Annotated in this window: 18 protein-coding genes; 13 read left to right on the forward strand and 5 right to left on the reverse strand. The window is 36.5% G+C overall.

The features are described from left to right. Positions 1 to 37 precede the first annotated feature (37 nt). Positions 38 to 736, forward strand: coding sequence for a zinc metallopeptidase (locus tag LACPOB_RS0105290; protein ID WP_017867793.1), 699 nt, complete (start codon positions 38 to 40; stop codon positions 734 to 736). A 408-nt stretch (positions 737 to 1,144) separates the two neighbouring features. On the opposite strand, the gene LACPOB_RS0105295 is transcribed toward LACPOB_RS0105290, so the two are convergent. Then, a complete protein-coding gene (locus LACPOB_RS0105295) occupies positions 1,145 to 2,581 on the reverse strand; it encodes a hypothetical protein (protein ID WP_017867794.1) in 1,437 nt (478 codons plus the stop codon). 101 nt (positions 2,582 to 2,682) lie between these two features. After that, complete coding sequence (locus LACPOB_RS0105300; protein ID WP_017867795.1) at positions 2,683 to 3,354, reverse strand: YczE/YyaS/YitT family protein; 672 nt, start codon at positions 3,352 to 3,354, stop codon at positions 2,683 to 2,685. A gap of 496 nt (positions 3,355 to 3,850) precedes the next feature. On the opposite strand from LACPOB_RS0105300, the gene LACPOB_RS13015 reads away from it, so the two are divergent. The 4 genes from LACPOB_RS13015 to LACPOB_RS0105320 all read left to right on the forward strand — a co-directional run bounded on the left by LACPOB_RS13015 (position 3,851) and on the right by LACPOB_RS0105320 (position 7,410). Further along, positions 3,851 to 3,976 (forward strand): hypothetical protein, encoded by a 126-nt coding sequence (locus tag LACPOB_RS13015; protein WP_017867796.1) that lies wholly within the window; start codon positions 3,851 to 3,853, stop codon positions 3,974 to 3,976. A gap of 138 nt (positions 3,977 to 4,114) precedes the next feature. Further along, on the forward strand, positions 4,115 to 4,978 hold the full coding sequence (locus tag LACPOB_RS0105310) for a fructosamine kinase family protein (RefSeq protein ID WP_220095347.1): 864 nt from the start codon (positions 4,115 to 4,117) through the stop codon (positions 4,976 to 4,978). 439 nt (positions 4,979 to 5,417) lie between these two features. Continuing rightward, entirely contained in the window at positions 5,418 to 6,641 is a 1,224-nt protein-coding gene (locus tag LACPOB_RS0105315; RefSeq protein WP_017867798.1) for an AI-2E family transporter, read from the forward strand. Between the two features lie 124 nt (positions 6,642 to 6,765). Further along, positions 6,766 to 7,410: an SDR family oxidoreductase gene (locus tag LACPOB_RS0105320; protein ID WP_017867799.1), complete on the forward strand. Its 645-nt coding sequence runs from the start codon at positions 6,766 to 6,768 to the stop codon at positions 7,408 to 7,410. 240 nt (positions 7,411 to 7,650) lie between these two features. Here the strand turns inward: LACPOB_RS0105320 and LACPOB_RS0105325 are convergent, their stop codons facing one another. Both LACPOB_RS0105325 and LACPOB_RS0105330 read right to left on the reverse strand, forming a co-directional pair. Further along, the gene (locus LACPOB_RS0105325; protein ID WP_017867800.1) at positions 7,651 to 8,352 is read right to left on the reverse strand and encodes a potassium channel family protein; all 702 of its coding nucleotides are present in this window, start codon (positions 8,350 to 8,352) and stop codon (positions 7,651 to 7,653) included. Next, on the reverse strand, positions 8,345 to 9,688 hold the full coding sequence (locus LACPOB_RS0105330; protein ID WP_017867801.1) for a TrkH family potassium uptake protein: 1,344 nt from the start codon (positions 9,686 to 9,688) through the stop codon (positions 8,345 to 8,347). Before LACPOB_RS0105330 ends, LACPOB_RS0105325 begins: the two co-directional genes overlap by 8 nt. A 272-nt stretch (positions 9,689 to 9,960) precedes the next feature. Here LACPOB_RS0105330 and LACPOB_RS0105335 point away from each other — a divergent pair, with 272 nt between their 5' ends. From LACPOB_RS0105335 to LACPOB_RS0105345, 3 genes are all read left to right on the forward strand, one after another. Next, a complete protein-coding gene (locus LACPOB_RS0105335) occupies positions 9,961 to 10,710 on the forward strand; it encodes a DeoR/GlpR family DNA-binding transcription regulator (RefSeq protein ID WP_017867802.1) in 750 nt (249 codons plus the stop codon). 22 nt (positions 10,711 to 10,732) lie between these two features. Then, on the forward strand, positions 10,733 to 11,299 hold the full coding sequence (locus LACPOB_RS0105340; protein WP_017867803.1) for an SOS response-associated peptidase: 567 nt from the start codon (positions 10,733 to 10,735) through the stop codon (positions 11,297 to 11,299). Between the two features lie 160 nt (positions 11,300 to 11,459). Beyond that, positions 11,460 to 12,620, forward strand: coding sequence for a CynX/NimT family MFS transporter (locus tag LACPOB_RS0105345; RefSeq protein ID WP_017867804.1), 1,161 nt, complete (start codon positions 11,460 to 11,462; stop codon positions 12,618 to 12,620). Between the two features lie 305 nt (positions 12,621 to 12,925). On the opposite strand, the gene msrB is transcribed toward LACPOB_RS0105345, so the two are convergent. After that, positions 12,926 to 13,366, reverse strand: a complete 441-nt coding sequence (gene msrB, locus LACPOB_RS0105350) for a peptide-methionine (R)-S-oxide reductase MsrB (RefSeq protein WP_371861877.1) — start codon at positions 13,364 to 13,366, stop codon at positions 12,926 to 12,928. 270 nt (positions 13,367 to 13,636) lie between these two features. Here msrB and LACPOB_RS0105355 point away from each other — a divergent pair, with 270 nt between their 5' ends. The 5 genes from LACPOB_RS0105355 to LACPOB_RS0105375 form a co-directional block, all read left to right on the forward strand. Next, positions 13,637 to 14,041 carry a GntR family transcriptional regulator gene (locus LACPOB_RS0105355; RefSeq protein WP_017867806.1) on the forward strand — a complete coding sequence of 135 codons (405 nt, stop codon included), beginning with the start codon at positions 13,637 to 13,639 and terminating at the stop codon, positions 14,039 to 14,041. Next, the gene (locus LACPOB_RS0105360) at positions 14,004 to 14,738 is read left to right on the forward strand and encodes an ATP-binding cassette domain-containing protein (RefSeq protein WP_017867807.1); all 735 of its coding nucleotides are present in this window, start codon (positions 14,004 to 14,006) and stop codon (positions 14,736 to 14,738) included. Before LACPOB_RS0105355 ends, LACPOB_RS0105360 begins: the two co-directional genes overlap by 38 nt. Then, positions 14,713 to 15,492, forward strand: coding sequence for a hypothetical protein (locus tag LACPOB_RS0105365; protein WP_225429645.1), 780 nt, complete (start codon positions 14,713 to 14,715; stop codon positions 15,490 to 15,492). Before LACPOB_RS0105360 ends, LACPOB_RS0105365 begins: the two co-directional genes overlap by 26 nt. A gap of 194 nt (positions 15,493 to 15,686) precedes the next feature. Beyond that, positions 15,687 to 16,307 (forward strand): LemA family protein, encoded by a 621-nt coding sequence (locus LACPOB_RS0105370; protein ID WP_017867809.1) that lies wholly within the window; start codon positions 15,687 to 15,689, stop codon positions 16,305 to 16,307. Between the two features lie 14 nt (positions 16,308 to 16,321). Continuing rightward, on the forward strand, positions 16,322 to 17,065 hold a 744-nt coding region (locus tag LACPOB_RS0105375), incomplete at its 3' end, for a TPM domain-containing protein (RefSeq protein WP_017867810.1).

Here is a 17,065-nt window from a genome sequence, read left to right on the forward strand (position 1 = left end):
ACATTTGCATTATTTTACAAGGAAAGGTGAAAAAGTAATGCCATACTTTGGTTTTTTTGACCCAACTTATATTTTGGTGGTCGTTGGGATCATACTTTCACTGGCTGCTTCAGGATACGTAAATTCAACTTTTCGTAAGTTTGATCAGTATCGCTCACAGCAAGGTGTCACTGGTACTGATGCAGCCAGGTACATTTTACAGCAGTCATTGATCAATGATGTTTCAGTCCGCCGGATCAGTGGGGATCTAACGGATAATTATAATGGTGGAAACAAGACTTTGAACTTGTCTGATTCTTCAGCCAATTCTGATTCAGTTGCGGCGATCGGCGTTGCAGCTCATGAATGCGGCCACGCAGTACAAGATGCCAATAATTATTGGCCAATGCGTTTAAGGACAAGTTTAGTACCTGTAGCAAATTTTGGTAATTCATTATCGATGCCTCTCATTTTAGTTGGAATAATTTTAGGCTTTAACCAAACCTTGATCCATATCGGGATCTTTTTGTTTTCGTTTGCTTTATTATTTCAATTAGTTACTTTGCCAGTTGAATTTAATGCGTCAGCCCGTGCCATCCATATCTTGTCAGATGGCGGATTACTGACACAAGAGGAAGTTGTGATGGTTCGCAAAGTTTTAACAGCGGCAGCCTTGACTTATGTCGCAGCTGCATTGTCGACTTTCTTACAACTACTACGTTTAATATTGTTATTCGGCGGACACGATCGTGACTAAAAATTACTTATTGAAACAACTCTCTTTAAAACTCTTTGAGTTTTGGGGAGAGTTTTTTGTTAGCAATATCATGTAAAAAATAAGTTGTACACAACTATTGCCAGAAAAATTTTCGTTTTTTTATAATAAAAGCCAAATATTTAAGAATAAAAAACTTTAGGGAAAATAAATAACATTTTTGGTCCGGTATAATAGAAATGTGGTAGGAAATGCATTTATGTGTAACTGTCATACATATTGAAAAATATTACGCAAGGCCATAGGGTCAATTTTAAGCAGAACTTTGCTCGTCATTATAACTGATCAGCACATAAGTAATTTTTTATTTTAAATTACACAGGTTTTGTTTTAGGGGTAAATAAGAGGAGTCACGAGCACGCGTGAACTCCTCTTATTTTTTTAATTAATTTACTTTTTGGTATGCATGTCGACGATCGTTGATCTTAATGTTCGCCAATCTTGTTTAGTTGGTGGGCAGTTCCAAGTAATCTGTTTAACTTTGATACCTGCATTAAATTTATCAGAGATAAACAGATCGGTTTGTCGGTTTATTTTAGGGTCGATCACGATATTAGCGTTGACCAAACGTGAGAGTTGTTGTTGAATAAATTGGCTGTAGACCCGACCAAGAGAAAAGTCTGCGACGATGTGAAGTTGATCATCGATCACATCAGGAGGTAGTTCAGTTACAATTAAAATTGAGTATTGGTACAAAAGTTGAAGTGCCGAATATTCTGAAAGAAGTGGTGATTTAATTTGTTTTCGTAAGTTAATAAATTTATGAGCTAAATTATCCGTCGTTGGATATGATTTCATGATCTCTATTATCGTTTGATGGCCTAGGTAGCTATTGATAAAGAAAAATGGTGACAAAGTCCGTGTATTGAGTTTGATTAATTTTTTTACGAAATTGGGAAATTTGTGACGGCAATCATGTACGTTCAAATTGTCTTCAATGAGCGTAAGCTGCTGATTTGTTAAGCGGTCAATTTCTTTTTTGCGTTTGAGTAAAGGCTGTTTCGATAAAGGTGAGCCATCATAAATAATAATATAAGCATTAAAGAAGAGAGCTTCGTGATAAGCTTGTTTTTCAGTTAACCCCAGATTTCTCATTAGATATTCCTGGGTCCTTTCAAAATGTTTTCCGAAAGGGCGGGTCAAGAGATCGTCTTCTTCAGTTAAGATCCGCTGCTTATTTTTGATCCTTAATAATTGCACTGCGACAAAGTGTGCGAGTTCTTTTTTTTCGGTGTAGGTCGGATCAAGTTGCCAGTTAAAAATTAAAAAGTTAAGTGTATTATGCAATTGTTTACTAAGGTCTACCATTGGAAACTGATCGCTACCGAAAAAGAAAAAAGTAATATGCTGTAATAAAGCACGATTTTCGATTTCGTTGGTCATTTTTTGGTCGGGGAATTCATCTTGTAGATCGCGAAACATTTTTTTCTTACATCGATAATAAGTTGACTGACTAATGCCAGCCTTTTTTAAAAAGCTATCACGTGAACCACCAATACCCAGACCATCGTTAAGTAAGATCTGAATGTTTAAAGAATTGGATGCAAGTATCAGAGTCAATAATTCAAGCGTTTGGGTAGTGACATTGCGGAAAGTCAGTCCATTTTCTTTATTGAACGAAAAGTTAAAACTTTTGTCATTACCAATCTTGTCAGCAACCACCGCTAACTGGGTGCATGCGAGCTTTGCTTGGTAGGTACTGACAGAAAGCACTTTTTTTAGCTGTAATAACGATAGGTGTTCAACATCATTTTGCAAGAAATAACTTGTGATCCTTACCATTAACTGTTCACATTCATCAAGTAGACAATAAAACCCTTTTTCCAACAATGTTCATCTCCTTTTAACGTTAATATTAATTATATGATATTTACGGTTTAAAATCACTTGATATGCAAACTACCACTGGCAATGACTGTTATCGGTTATTAGTTAAGGTTTAAATTTTGATGATCTAATTTAGGAAAAATAAATTTATCGCTGAGCCCTACAAAAAATCCCTGAAACAAGAAGGAAAAAACTGTACCAATATTGATCGCCCAAATATCATGGTTTCCGATCGTACACAAAATTATTAAAATCACTGGTATCAAAAAGGAACAGGTTTGTGCCAAGGCAGCATTACCGTGAAAAAATTTGAAACGAATGATCTGCATAAAATCATCATTTGGGTGTAAGATCAGATTGACACGTTGATAAATTGAGATTCCAGCGGCGATCAGTAAAATACCACAGAGATCTAAGATGATCTTAACCGTTAATGGAAGTTCTGTTAGTCCAGTTTTTGAAAGTTGAGTAGCAATCATACCCACTAAATAACTAAAAGGTATCATGAATACAAAATTGCCAAAAATTCGTCGAATATCAAATTTGCCTAATATCAAGGCGTTGGATAAAACAACGGCAACTCCTTCCCAAAATAAAACACCAGTTAAACTATAGTTAAAAAAGTGCGATAAATTAACGGATGAAGCTGTCCATAAAGCACTTCCCAGGTTTAAAGCCACTGTTAAGGCATTACCAAACGAATTGATCAAAATAGAAATGATCAGAAAAGTAATGTCACCACAAACAGTAAGTGATCCATCGTTATGAAACATAATATGTAAGGTCTCCTTAAATAAATAGTTGCTTGAATGAGGCTGGGACAAAACAATATCCCAGTCTCTTCTTTTGCTAAAAATAATCAAATTATCGCTTCTAATTTTTACAGCATAAACGCGTTTCAAAAGTCTGAAACCTCAATGTAATACCATTTTTTCATTCCTGTCCTGCGCTTTGCTACGGCCAAAAATGGCGTAAATGGCATTACATACCGGCTTCAAAACGACTTTTGTCCCGCTCTCTTTAATTGTTATTATAGGACAAAATGCGTCTGAGTGAAAATTTGGTTTGAAATAGAGGAATAAGGATATAAGTCACAACAATGGACGGTACTAGATAGATTATTGCTGGTAGATCAGATAATTACTCAAAATTAGATAAAGGGGATTTCTTGAAAAAATTGTGTTTACGTGATAGCTTGAAAATAGAAGACATGTACTTTTTGGCGAATTAAGATAACGGTTTAGCAATTTGAAAGGGCAGCTGATTTAGATGCTAATTGTACAGTTCAAAGTTCCATCTCCAAAAGATGTATACAGTGAAGCAAAGAAGAAACTTAAAGAACAAAAAAAGAAACAGAAAGAAAAGCAAAAAGGACCAATAGCAGTTCCTGTATAGAAATTTGTTTAGTTGGTAGTTTTTAAAATTTGAATAATTATGATAATGGCACTATTCTATTCTTGGAAGGTGCTATTATTTTGAAAAAATAAGTGGTTATTAGTACCATAAAGCATACTTTAGAAATGGTGGTGTTATTTGATGGATCAAAAGTGGATCTCTCAGTTGCCTTTGAGTGATATCAAGCAAGTTTTACCTGTAGCTGGAGGCGATGTTAATTCGGCTTATCAAGTTGAGACAGTAAAGGGACCTTATTTCTTGTTAGTTCAACCAGGACGACAGGCCGATTTTTATGCGGGCGAGATCGCCGGATTAAGAGCTTTGGCTGCTGCTGACGTGGAGGCACCGCGGGTTATTTCAAATGGACAAATTGATGGTGATGCATATTTATTATTAAACTTCTTAAAGCAGGGCCATCGTGGCGATCAAGCACAGTTAGGACAATTAATTGCGAAAATGCATCGTTATTATAGCCCCAACCATAAATTCGGCTTTTCAAAACCTTACCAAGGCGCCAGTATGACTTTTGAAAATAAGTGGACTGATACCTGGTCAGAATTATTTGTTGATCAAAGGCTGGATCAGCTGCGAGATGCTTTGGTAGACCAAAATTTATGGTCAGAAAAAGATCTAAAAAAATATAACCAAGTTCGTTCGATCATCGTGGATTCTTTAGCACAACATCACAGTGATCCGAGTCTTTTACATGGCGATTTTTGGGGCGGAAATCATATGTTCTTAGAGGATGGTACTCCTGCATTGATCGACCCATCAGCTTTCTATGGAGATCGTGAATTTGATATTGGTTGTAGCTTGGTCTTTGGTGTCTATGATCAAAAATTTTACTCCGCTTATCAAAAGGATTATCCGTTAGATGATGGATATCAATTACGACTGAACTTTTACAGTCTTTATTTGTTGATGGTCCACCTGGAAAAATTTGGTGGAATGTATGCGTCAGGAGTAAACAATACAATGGAACGCATCATCGATCTTAGCTAATTACTGTGAACGAAACAAATATTAAGTTTGACAAAATTTTGTGTTTTAATTTTCGACATTTGATAGTTGGCAATGTATAATAAAGTTGTACTGGAATGAATGACCGGTATAAATTTATTCGCGTCAAATTTGATGTTTAGTAATGCACACAGAAGTTCCCAGCCGGTTACTGGGAACTTATTTTTTTAAATAAGTTACGTGGGCTAAAAGTCTGTACCTATCCAACTTTAAATAATACATCAAAAACCACGATGTATCGCCCAAAGTCCGGTAGTGCTTGGCTTTTGAACAGCTCACTTCACCTTGTGTTAAATAGAAAGTAAGGTAGATCGATTAAAAATGTTGCTAAGGACTTGTTGGCGATCTGTGTATATAAATTGATTTTATTATATTAAATACTACATCATTAAAAATAAGCAATATGAAAAGAGGGAGATTAATGGACGGGAAGGAGCAAAAAACGACCAAAAAAAATGAGACAGGCAAGTGGTCTGCCTCTTGGTTCTTTAACTGGATCATCAATAGTCGTTTCGCTATTTCACTATTAGTAATGCTATTGATTTTACTGATCATCTTGGTTTTAAGCAAAATGCGGTGGATCTTTAGTCCGCTTACGGTCATTTTAAATACAGTTACTTTACCGATCGTTATTGCTGGAGTTTTTTATTATCTGTTAAATCCGTTGGTGGACTGGGCGGAAAGAAAGTATCATGTACGTCGGTCATTAATAGTAACGATTGTCTTTGTGATATTAGCACTTTTATTAGCTTGGGGGATCGGTTCTTTGATCCCTGTTGTTCAAAGTCAAACAAAAGACCTGTTAGCTAATTGGCCAGATTACTGGAGTAAATTAGAAAATTTTGTGGTTGGGATCTTCTCAGCTGATGGACTAAAAGATCTGCAAAATAAGTTGACCACGGTCAATAGTGATTTAGGTCAGTTTTTCAAACCAGGAAAAGCGATGGACTTTTTACCGAAATCTATCAATTCTATCAGTTCCATTATTTCACGTGTAACTTCAGTGGTTATTTCGGTCGTAATAGCACCTCTGATTTTGTTTTATCTCCTAAAAGATGGGCATGATCTACCAGATTATTTGGCTGGTTTTTTACCTAACCGCTATCGTTTAAATGTTAAAAGAATTTTTAAAAGCATGAATACTCAGTTGAGTAATTATATTCGAGGACAACTTGGCGTCGCTTTTTTTGTGGCAATTATGTTTTGGGTAGGTTATATGATCATTGGACTTAAGTTTGCCTTATTATTGGGTATAGTTGCTGGGTTGTTAAATTTAATACCATACTTGGGCTCGTTTTTGGCGATGGTTCCAGCGATCGCTGTCGGATTGTTTACCTCACCATTTATGTTATTCAAGGTATTGGTCGTCTTTATGATCGAACAAACAGTTGAAGGACGACTAGTTTCACCATTGATCTTAGGGAACAGTATGAAGTTTCATCCACTTACAGTTTTATTTGTTTTACTTGTTTCTGGTAAGATTTTTGGCTTACCTGGAGTTATTTTAGGTGTACCTGGTTATGCGGTGATCAAGGTCATCGTTTCAACTTATTTTGATTGGCTTAAACGCAGTCATCCTGATTTATATGTCACGGATCAAACAAGTTTGCACGACATTGCCGATGACAACGATAAAAATCAGTAAGCCTGATGCTTTGACATTTATTTTTACTTAATATTATAGTTATTAATGTGGGGCAGTTTTTAATGGTAATTATTATTCAAACTAATTATTTTAAAATTAGTGGTTTCGAAAGGAAGGTTATTGCATGAAAGTATTTGTGATAGGTGCTGGCGGTAATGTTGGTCGTTTAGTGGTCGATCATTTGAGAAACGCTAATGATGAGGTTACAGCAGGTGCACATCGGCAAGAACAAGTTGATGATTTTCGCAAACAAAGTGTTAAAGCAGAAGTGTTTGATTTGCTAAAACAGCCAGAAGAAATGGCAAAACAGTTGCAAGGTTATGATGCGATCGTATTTTCAGCCGGGTCAGGCGGTAAAACTGGTGATGATATGACAATGTTAGTTGACCTCGATGGTGCTGTTAAAAGTATGCAGGCGGCTGAGCTTGCTGGTGTCAAAAGGTTTGTAATGGTCAGTGCAATTTTTGCCGAAGATCGAACTAAGTGGGTCACGATCAAGCCATATTATGCCGCTAAGTTTTATGCAGATGAATGGTTACGTCATCGAACTTCTCTGAACTATACGATTTTGGAACCAGGTGGTTTGACATTTGAAAAAGAGACCGGCAAAGTCACGACAGATGTTTCGAAATCTGGAGGTTCGATCAGTCGCGGTGATGTTGCAGCTGCAGTTACTGCTAGTTTGCATGACGATTCATCGATCGGTAAGGTCATTCCATTGATCAGTGGGCAAACTCCGGTTAAGACCGCGATCGATCAAGCTAAATAAAAATTTAGAATATATAAAAACCGTGGACTAAGACATAATTAGTTGTGCGGTTCTAAAAGGGCCATCGATCTAACCTCATATCACATTAATTGGTTAGATCGATGGCCTTTAAACATGTTTCAAATAGCGTAACACGATTTTTATTCTTTTTTCGCTTTGTTATGCTCCAAAGTAATGCGATCGTCGTTACAAATCGTCTTCAAGTATCTTTTGTCCACTCTTGTTTTTGGGATAGAATTTTTAGTATTCATTGAATTCACTATCGAAATTATTGACAGCATCAACTGAGCCAATAACGGCTAACATATCTTTGTAATGGATAATACTTCTTGCATCAGGATATACATCAACATTGTCTTCTTGAATGATTGCGATCACGTTAACATCAAAGTTATTTCTTAGTGAGAGTTCACCTAGTGTCCTTTCAGTATAATCTTTGTTGTTAACTTCAACTTCGGCTAAAGTCACATCTTCACTTAAGTCTAAATAGTCGATGATGTGTGGTTGTCTGTGATGCATGACGATCCGTTTAGCCATATCTGATTCAGGTTGAACGATCTGATCAGCACCGATCCGTTCTAAGATTCGCGCATGGCTACGATCTTGAGCCTTACAGATCAAATCTTTAACACCTAGATCTTTACAGTTTAATGCCGATAAAACACTTGCCTGGATGTCAGAACCAATTGTAATAAAGACGTGGTCGAAAGATTCGATATTTAATTTACGCAAGGCTTCTTCATCTTGAGCATCGGCGATGACAGCTTTATTAGCGATGTTCATATAGCGATTGACTAACTTTTCTTTGGTATCGATCGCCAAGGTATCTTGATTTTCTGCAGCAAGTTGGCGACATAAAGCACCACCAAATTTACCCAAACCAATAATTGCGTAATTTTCGTCAGCACGTGTGACATGATTTTTATTCTTAAACTTATCCAATGAGAACGCCCTCCTCTGGGTAGCGAATGTCACTTTGATGGTTTTTAGCGTTTAATGCGGTATACATAACGTTAAAAATACCAACTCTCCCAATAAACATCATTAACATAATAATGATCTTGCCAAACAATGTTAAATGAGTCGTTAGTCCTAGACTGATGCCTGTTGTACCGAATGCGGCTAAAACTTCAAAGATAATGTACTCCACCCCCATTTTTTGTGCTAATGGTTGTGTCATACATAAAACAAAAGTAGCGATTGAAATAATCAAAAATGCTACGATCACTAAAGTTAATGCACGATAAATATTTTCTCGTGGAAAACGTCGACCACTAAAGTTAACATCATGATGCCCACGTAAAGTGGCCCATGTTTGAATTGCTAACAGACCGATCGTTGTACTTTTAATACCACCAGCTGTGGAACCTGGTGTTCCCCCGATAAACATTAAGATCATTGTCAAAAAAATTCCTGCCATTGAAAGATGAGTATAGTCAAAGGTAACTAGCCCGGCAGTTCGTGGCGTGACAGCCATGAATAAAATATTAACGATCTTGTGGAAAATGGATGTATGTGGCGAAATGTTTGAAAAACCTTCTTCAGTTAAGGTATACAAGGCAATGCTACCGACTAAAATAATAAAACCAGTTCTGATAGATAATTTAGTGTGTAGTGAAAGGTGATGCCTTTTATGATAGGTTAAAAGGTCACGCCAAACCAAAAAGCCAACGGAACCACTTAAAATTAATAGTCCTAAAATCACGAGAACATAAGTATTATTTTGAAACTCGGCGATACTATTATTGAATAATGAAAATCCCGCGTTGCAATAAGCAGAAACGGAATGGAAGATACCAAACCAGATGCTTTTTAATAGACCGTACTTCGGATAGAAATTAAATGATAAAAGGATAGCCCCTATACCTTGAATCCCTAAAGATAGACCAACGATCATCTTGACTAATTTTATTTGAGAAAGATGTTGAAGGTTTAATGATTCTTGTGCCAATAACTGAGTTGATAGACGCAATTTTCTTCTAGATGAAGTAAACATCAAAACCATGAAAGTCATGAAACCTAAACCACCGATCTCACTGAGCATCATAATAACAAACTGGCCAAAAAAAGACCAATAAGTACTGGTCTCAACTAAAGTTAAACCAGTTACGCAGGTTGCACTAGTCGCAGTAAATAGAGCGGTAATAAAGGATGACTGAATCCCATGAGCTGTTGATATCGGTAATGTTAATAATAAAGTTCCTAATAAAATGACCGCCACAAAACCAATTGTCAAAGTAGCTGACAAAGAGAAGTGACGGTTAGCAAAAGTAAACAAGAAAAGCCCCCCTTTACTAATTCGATTTGATTATACGCTTTTATGATTCATTTTAAAATACTAATTTCAGCTACTTAGCAGATAGTTTTAAATAATGTGATCTGAGGTTGTTTTTACTAGATAATAAACATTAAATAGAAATTTTTTCTGCATTTTTAAAGTAATTCGATTTACATTCTCATTTTTTTCTTGTGACATGTCAATAGTAATTTTAGGTATTTTTTGAGAGTAAGATTTATGTGTTAGACTGATATTATATTGGAGGTCAGGTTATGTCAACAAAACGAAGCGATAAATTGCTAGATCTGGTAAATCAAAAGCAAAAAATTGCCGTAAATGAATTAAGTAAAATATTAAATGTTTCAAAAGTGACGGTTCGCAAGGATCTATCAGAACTAGAAGGAAAAGGGTTGCTGGTTAGAAAGCATGGTTATGCGATCATCAATGACCCAAATAAATTAAATTACCGTTTAGCCCAAAATTATGATATCAAACAACAGATCGCGCTCGCTGCGTCTAACTTAGTTAGTGAGCAAGAAACTATTATGGTAGAATCCGGTTCGACCTGTGCCTTATTAGTCCAAGAATTAGCTAAACAAGGTAAACACGTAACGGTTATTACTAATTCGTATTTTATTGCTGATTTTGTATCTGAATATTCGAACATTACAGTTTTTGTTTTGGGTGGCAAATATCAAGCAGAGTCTGAGGTCGTGGTTGGACCGATCGCTAAAACAGTACTAAGTAGCTTTCACGTGGAGCAGTTATTTGTGGGCATGGATGGCTTTGATCCCAAACAAGGATTTTTTGGACGTGATATTATGCGCGCAGACATTGTAGAAGCAATGGCTCAAAATGCACAGAAATTGATCATCTTAAGCGACTCAACGAAGTTTTCTAAGTTTAGTTTGACCAAACTAGCTAGCTTTTCTCAAACTGATCGTGTGATCACCGATAACAATATACCAACTAGCGCCCGGCAGGTTTTAGAAAACAATAAGGTTGCTTTAACTGAAGTGTGACAATAATAGTGGAGGTGAGTATATGTGTGGACGCTTTATGTTCCAGCCAGACACAAGTCCGGAAATTGACCGTATTTACCGTTTAGCTCAAATTGCTGGTTATTTTCCTAAGGTTGGTGAAGTTTTTCCTAATGATCAGACAGCTTTGATCGTGGCTGGTTCACAGCAAGTTCAAATCAAGGCAATAAAGTGGGGCTTTCCAGGTTTTAAGGATAAACAAGTGTTGATCAATGCACGTGCAGAAACGGCTGAATCAAAGAGAATGTTTGCTAAGGCATTTGCAACTAAACGATGTGTTTATCCAACTACGGGATTTTTTGAATGGACAAAACAAAAAGATAAGATTTGGTTTAATTATCGTCAAACACCACAACCTTTATATATTGCGGGCTTTTATGATGATTTTGAAGGTGAGGACCGCAGCATTTTATTGACAACCACACCAAATGATTCGGTTGTCAATGTACACGATAGAATGCCCTTGATCTTGTCGAAAAATCAAATCAATCGTTGGATATATCAGCGGGATTTTGCGCATAATTTTTTGACGGAAAAAATGCCACAACTTGAAAATAAAGAATGGAAATGAGTAGCTGGTCGCGGCTGCTTTTTTAGTTTAAGCGGGTATATGTCATGGAAAGTTATTATAAAAAGTGCTAAAATTTCTCGTTAGAGCCAAATGGCCATAGGGATTATTTTTTACATATAAGTATAATTTTGGCTAGTGAGATGTAGGAGGAAAATAGTTTTTGAAAAATAAACAAAAAAATGTATTGATCATTGGAATTATTTTATTTGCTGGCTGTATGCGGACACCGATCGGAATGGTTTCTCCGCTACTTAGTAATATTCAAGGATCTTTAGGTGTTCCAGCAGGGTTATTAGGAAGTATTACAACGATCCCGTTGTTGTGTTTTGCACTTTTTTCACCCCTTGTACCTAAACTGGGTAAGAAATTTGGCAATGAATTGATCATGTTTATTGCTGTGTTTGTACTAGCACTTGGAAACTATTTCCGTGTTTTTTCAACGAGCGCGTTATTATTAGGGACATTGCTGGTTGGTTTATCGATCGCTGTTTTAAATGTTTTGATGCCTGTTACGATTGCTCAAGAATATCCGCAACGTGTTGGCGTGATGACTAGTATTTATACTTTTTCCATGACTTTATTTAGTGCATTAGCTTCAGGTCAAAGCGTTGCTTTAGCCGAACAAGTGGGTTGGCAAAAAGCGATGCAAAGCGTGTCTATTTTAGCAATTGTTGGTATGGTCTTTTGGGTACCAGCGTTGAAAGGCATGCATAGATCAAAAACTGGTAAAAAAACTGGTAGTTCAGTTTGGAAGACACGTGGAGCTTGGTTTATGTCAGCTTTCATGGGATTACAGTCATTGCTTTTTTATACCACTTTGACATGGGTCCCAACGATTTTAGTCGACCATGGTTTATCACGTGGTCAAGCTAGCCAATTGTTTGGTTTGATGCAGCTAGCTTCATTGGTATCATCTTATCTTGTGCCAATTTTAGCCTACAGATTTAAACATACACGTGGCATTATTTTGACAATGGCAGTTGGATTTATCGCTGGCATTATGTTGCTGATGATCCCGACAGAAAGTGTTGGGTTAACTGTCGTTGTTGTAATCGTTTTGGGATTAGCTTCTAATATGGCTTTTAGTTTAGCGATGGCTTTGTTTAATATTAAAACTGATACACCAGAACAAACTGCGGAAATTTCAGGAATGGCACAAGCAGTAGGTTATGTGCTGGCAGCATTTGGACCAATTGGTATCGGCTATATTCAACAAGTCACAGGTTCATGGAATATACCATTGATTATTTTGCTCATAGTGGTAGTTGTCTTAACGATCGCAGGTCTAGCGGTTGATAAGAGAAGAACCGTATTTGATTAAAAACAATCGTTTAGACTGATGTTAAAAAAGTTAATTAAATAAACTTTTTTAACTCTTATGTGTGAAATAAGTGAGTGTGAATTTACCACATAGTAAAAAAGAGACAAGACATAACTAGCTGTGCGATTTTAAAAGGGCCGTCGATCTACCATCAAAATGGTTAAATCGACGGCCCTTAAACGTGTTCTAAAAGATTAAGGTATACTGTAACGGCGATTGCGTTACTCTGGCTCTTTGCTTTGCTACGAGTCAAAATAATGCGATCGCCATTAAAAATCGGCTTCAATGTTTTGGCTCACTTTCTGCTATTCCGTTTGAAATAATTGTTTATATTCGCCATAACCAGCTTCATCTAACTGATCAACTGGGATGAATTTTAAAGCGGCCGAATTGATACAGTAACGTAGACCGCCAGTTTCACTAGGGCCATCTGGGAAAACGTGTCCTAAATGAGAGTTGGCTTCTTTACTGCGAACTTCTGTCCGATGCATAAAATGTGAAAAGTCATTGTTTTCTGCAACATTTTTGCTTTCAAGTGTTTTAGTAAATGAAGGCCAGCCACAACCTGCATCGTATTTGTCTTGCGATGAGAATAGTGGTTCACCACTAACAACATCGACATAGATACCATCTTCATAAAAGTTGTCATATTTACCTGAAAAAGGAATTTCCGTTGCGGCGTTTTGTGTGACATCATACTGTTCTTGTGTTAATTTAGCCCTTAGTTCATCATTGTTTTTCATAATAAGGATCTCCCTTTCACATGTGAAACTAGCTAAGTTAACTAGTTGTGCACGATTTATTCAGTGGAAATTATCTTATATTTAGTAGTAAAATGCAAAATTATTGCTTGAGATAGAGTATATATAATTTGACATTTATATATGGCTGTATTAGTGTAGTAGTACACTGTTTGGTTAAGCTCGATAGAACGTACATAATTATGTCGATATTTAGTGGATAGTCATAATATGTATAGTTTACGTTGTTTTGCTATATTCAAAGGAGGGGGTCCGGTGAAATTTACTGATGATGTACCTATTTATCGCCAAATAGAACAATATATTGCTGGCGAAATTATCAGCGGGTGTATTCAACCAGGACAACAATTGCCTTCTGTTCGTCAGTTAGCATTGCAATTTTCGGTCAATACTAATACAGTACAAAGAGCTTTAAGAGAGATGATCATTGAAAATATTCTTGAGTCTCGGCGAGGCAGGGGTAATTTTGTTACCACTGATCAAGACATTATTGAAAAACAACGCCAAAAGTTGATCTATCAAAGCTTGGTGGCAATGTATAGTCAGTTGCATGCTTTAAATATTAGTGATGCAAAGATCAAGGAATGTTTAGATGATTTTCTGATAAAAAGGAGAAGTGAAAATGGAAAACACGATCGAACTAAAAAATGTCTCTTATAAGCGAAACCAACGAGTGATTTTGGAAAATATCAATTTGGCAGTTCAAAAGGGGACTACAATCGGCTTACTAGGTGAGAATGGTGCTGGTAAGACAACTTTGATGCGCAGCATTGCTGGAATTGCCAAGGGTGCAAGAGGCACGATCAAAATTAAAAATGAAGCAGGTATCGTTGAACGTAAAGCGCTTGTCAGTTATACAGATTCCTTAGATGGATTTTCTAGGGGTACTAAAATTGCGGATATTGTTGAGTTTTATTCGTTAGTTTATACTGATTTTTCTAATGATAAGTATCGTGAATTGAGTGATTTCTTAGACTTTGGTAGTGACCAGCAAAAACTGGGTGAATTATCCAAAGGTATGAAAGAAAAACTGGTCATTAGTTTAACTTTAGCTCGTCGTGCTTCTGTTTACTTACTAGATGAACCATTTGAGGGTATTGATAGCATGACCCGTAAGAAAATAGTTAATAGTCTGATCCAATGGAAATCGTCTGAAGCCGTGATGGTGATCAGTGATCATTATATCACTGAAATTGCTGGTTTATTAGATGAGGTAGCGATCATAAAAGACGATAAGTTGATCGCGCAAGAAAAGGCTGAAAAAATCAGAGAACAAGGAAAAAGTATCGAAGATTTCTATGAAGGACTTTACGAGAAGGGGGTACAAACAGATGACGAGCTTTCGAAGAATGAATAAGGTTTTACTTACAGATAAAATTAAGACAGTTGGTTGGATCATATCTGCATATATCGTGGTGATCTTGCTGTCGTTACTCCCTGATATGTTCAATGGTAATTTCTTTAGTAAACAATGGAGTGCCGTTTTGATGCAGTACGCAATAAGCTGGTCTTGGCTGGCAACTTTATTGGCATTTATTTTTTTAACTTGGTTAAGTGAAAAAGTTTATACTTCTAACAGATATCGTTTGATCCCAATCAGTGACACTAAGTTATATTTAAGCAATATCTTGAGTTCACTAATTGCTTTCATCTTGGTTTCTCTAGTTGAAGTGATTTTTGTACTAATATTTTATTTGTTTAACATGAAACAAATTAGCACAATGTTAAGCAGTAGTTTTTCAGGTGTTGGTTCTCGTGTCTGGCTGCTATTATTAGCTTTGGTTTTGGTTTCTCTAGCAGGTATTTTATTCTGGTGGGCAATGATCAGCTTGATTCATTTGCTAACAACTGCCATTTCACGTGCGTTACCGGCAAATCATCAAACATTGTATAAGATCATAATTTACATTGTTTTGATTTATATTGCGATCTGGATGTTTAATAAGCTGCAAGCTTGGATCTCACAGCTTGCTTATTTACAGTATATGATGTATTCTTCCAGCGTTTATACCGGTCCAATGTGGACTGCTTTGATCATGTTTGTGATTGCAGTTGTTATTTCAGCCGCTAATATTTGGTTGTTAAATAAAGAAGCTGAAACTAAACAATAATTCTAAAAGGGCTGTTGATCTAACTCATTAAATGGGATAGATCAACGGCCCTTAAACGTGTTCCAAAAGATTAACACAATCGTCGTTACAATTCGGCTTCAAAACATCTTTTGACTCACTCTCTTTTAAAGCTTGAAGGTTTCGGTTAAAATATAAACTATACAACTGCATAAAAATAAAATGGAGGGATCAGGATGGGCGAGGAACGCAAGTCGGTGAATGAAAAAAAACGTCTAGGTACGGGCTGGATCGTGTCAATCGTTTTGGTATTATTAGTGTTAATTTTTGGTGGGGGATATATCCATTATTCTAATAGTTTAAATAGTGCTAAACAGGATTACGAACAACAGCAAGGTGACTTGCAAAGTGCTTTACAGCGACGTTCTGATTTAGTGCCCAATTTGGTCAATAGTGTTAGAGGTTCAATGAAACAAGAAAAAGATGTTTTTGGCCAAGTTGCGCAGGCACGTAAAGATTACAATAGTGCTGCTAAATCTGGGAAGACTAAAGATCAGGCTAATGCCAGTGCACAACTTTCGGCGACAACAGCTAATTTGATCAACGTGATCAATGAACGTTATCCTAAATTAGCTTCTAATGACAATGTGCGTCGTTTGATGGATCAGCTAGAAGGCTCAGAGAATCGGATCAACTTGGCTCGTAGGAGATATAATGAAACAATTAAGAACTATAATAATAAGGTCGTACGTTTTCCTTCATCTATGATCGCAAATATGAAAGGCATGCACACTAAGTCATATTTCCAAGCGGATAAGAAGGCTCAACAAGCACCTAAAGTTAACTTAGATGATTAAAGTAGGCAACAAATATGAAAAATAAAGGTAGATTTATCCCCCTGATTTTTTTGGTGACGCTTGTTTGTTTATTTTTGGATATTGGTCACGTACAAGCTGAAGATCCACGAAAATTACAACCAAATGACCAGCACGTAGTCTTAACTGATAAGGCAGATATTTTATTGCAGGATACACAGGATCTGATCTTAAAACAAGAAGAGTATTATCAGTCAACTAAACCAAAACCTCAAATTGCCGTGGTAACTATTAAGTCCAGTCAAGGAAAAGAACTAAATGATTACATCAATGATATGTATTTGACGAAAAAGTGGAATGTTGGTAATGCCAAAGAAGATAATGGTGTGTTGATTTTGTTTGCCCAAAATAAGGGAAAGAATAATGTTTTTATTTCGACTGGAGAAGGCGCAGAAACTTACTTAACTGATGGAAAAACTTCTGATATTTTAAGTGACAACAAATCACTGTTGAAGAGTAAAAACAAAGCAAAGATAAATCGTGGTCTCCAGAAGACATTTAAAGACGTCGTTAAGGTGACTAACGCACACTATAAGTTGAAGAATCAATATGGTTCTGAAAAATATCAAAAAAAGCAAAATGATGATTCAGGTGACTCAGTCGGCTATATTATGATCTCTTTAGTAGTGATTGGATTTGTGATCTACCTCTTTAGTGGTTCTGGTGGAGGAGGTCACGGTGGTAGTGGCGGTCGTAGGCGAGCGCGTCGACGTGGAATGTATATTGGTGGCTTTGGCGGT

It is taken from the genome of Ligilactobacillus pobuzihii E100301 = KCTC 13174 (assembly GCF_000349725.1).
In the GTDB taxonomy this organism is placed as follows: domain Bacteria; phylum Bacillota; class Bacilli; order Lactobacillales; family Lactobacillaceae; genus Ligilactobacillus; species Ligilactobacillus pobuzihii.

Excerpts from the sequence above, each read along its gene's own strand:
- LACPOB_RS0105290 (WP_017867793.1), top strand. The coding sequence starts at position 38 with ATGCCATACTTTGGTTTTTTTGACCCAACTTATATTTTGGTGGTCGTT.
- LACPOB_RS0105300 (WP_017867795.1), bottom strand. The coding sequence starts at position 3,354 with ATGTTTCATAACGATGGATCACTTACTGTTTGTGGTGACATTACTTTT.
- LACPOB_RS13015 (WP_017867796.1), top strand. The coding sequence starts at position 3,851 with ATGCTAATTGTACAGTTCAAAGTTCCATCTCCAAAAGATGTATACAGT.
- LACPOB_RS0105315 (WP_017867798.1), top strand. The coding sequence starts at position 5,418 with ATGGACGGGAAGGAGCAAAAAACGACCAAAAAAAATGAGACAGGCAAG.
- LACPOB_RS0105320 (WP_017867799.1), top strand. The coding sequence starts at position 6,766 with ATGAAAGTATTTGTGATAGGTGCTGGCGGTAATGTTGGTCGTTTAGTG.
- LACPOB_RS0105335 (WP_017867802.1), top strand. The coding sequence starts at position 9,961 with ATGTCAACAAAACGAAGCGATAAATTGCTAGATCTGGTAAATCAAAAG.
- LACPOB_RS0105340 (WP_017867803.1), top strand. The coding sequence starts at position 10,733 with ATGTGTGGACGCTTTATGTTCCAGCCAGACACAAGTCCGGAAATTGAC.
- LACPOB_RS0105360 (WP_017867807.1), top strand. The coding sequence starts at position 14,004 with ATGGAAAACACGATCGAACTAAAAAATGTCTCTTATAAGCGAAACCAA.
- LACPOB_RS0105365 (WP_225429645.1), top strand. The coding sequence starts at position 14,713 with ATGACGAGCTTTCGAAGAATGAATAAGGTTTTACTTACAGATAAAATT.
- LACPOB_RS0105370 (WP_017867809.1), top strand. The coding sequence starts at position 15,687 with ATGGGCGAGGAACGCAAGTCGGTGAATGAAAAAAAACGTCTAGGTACG.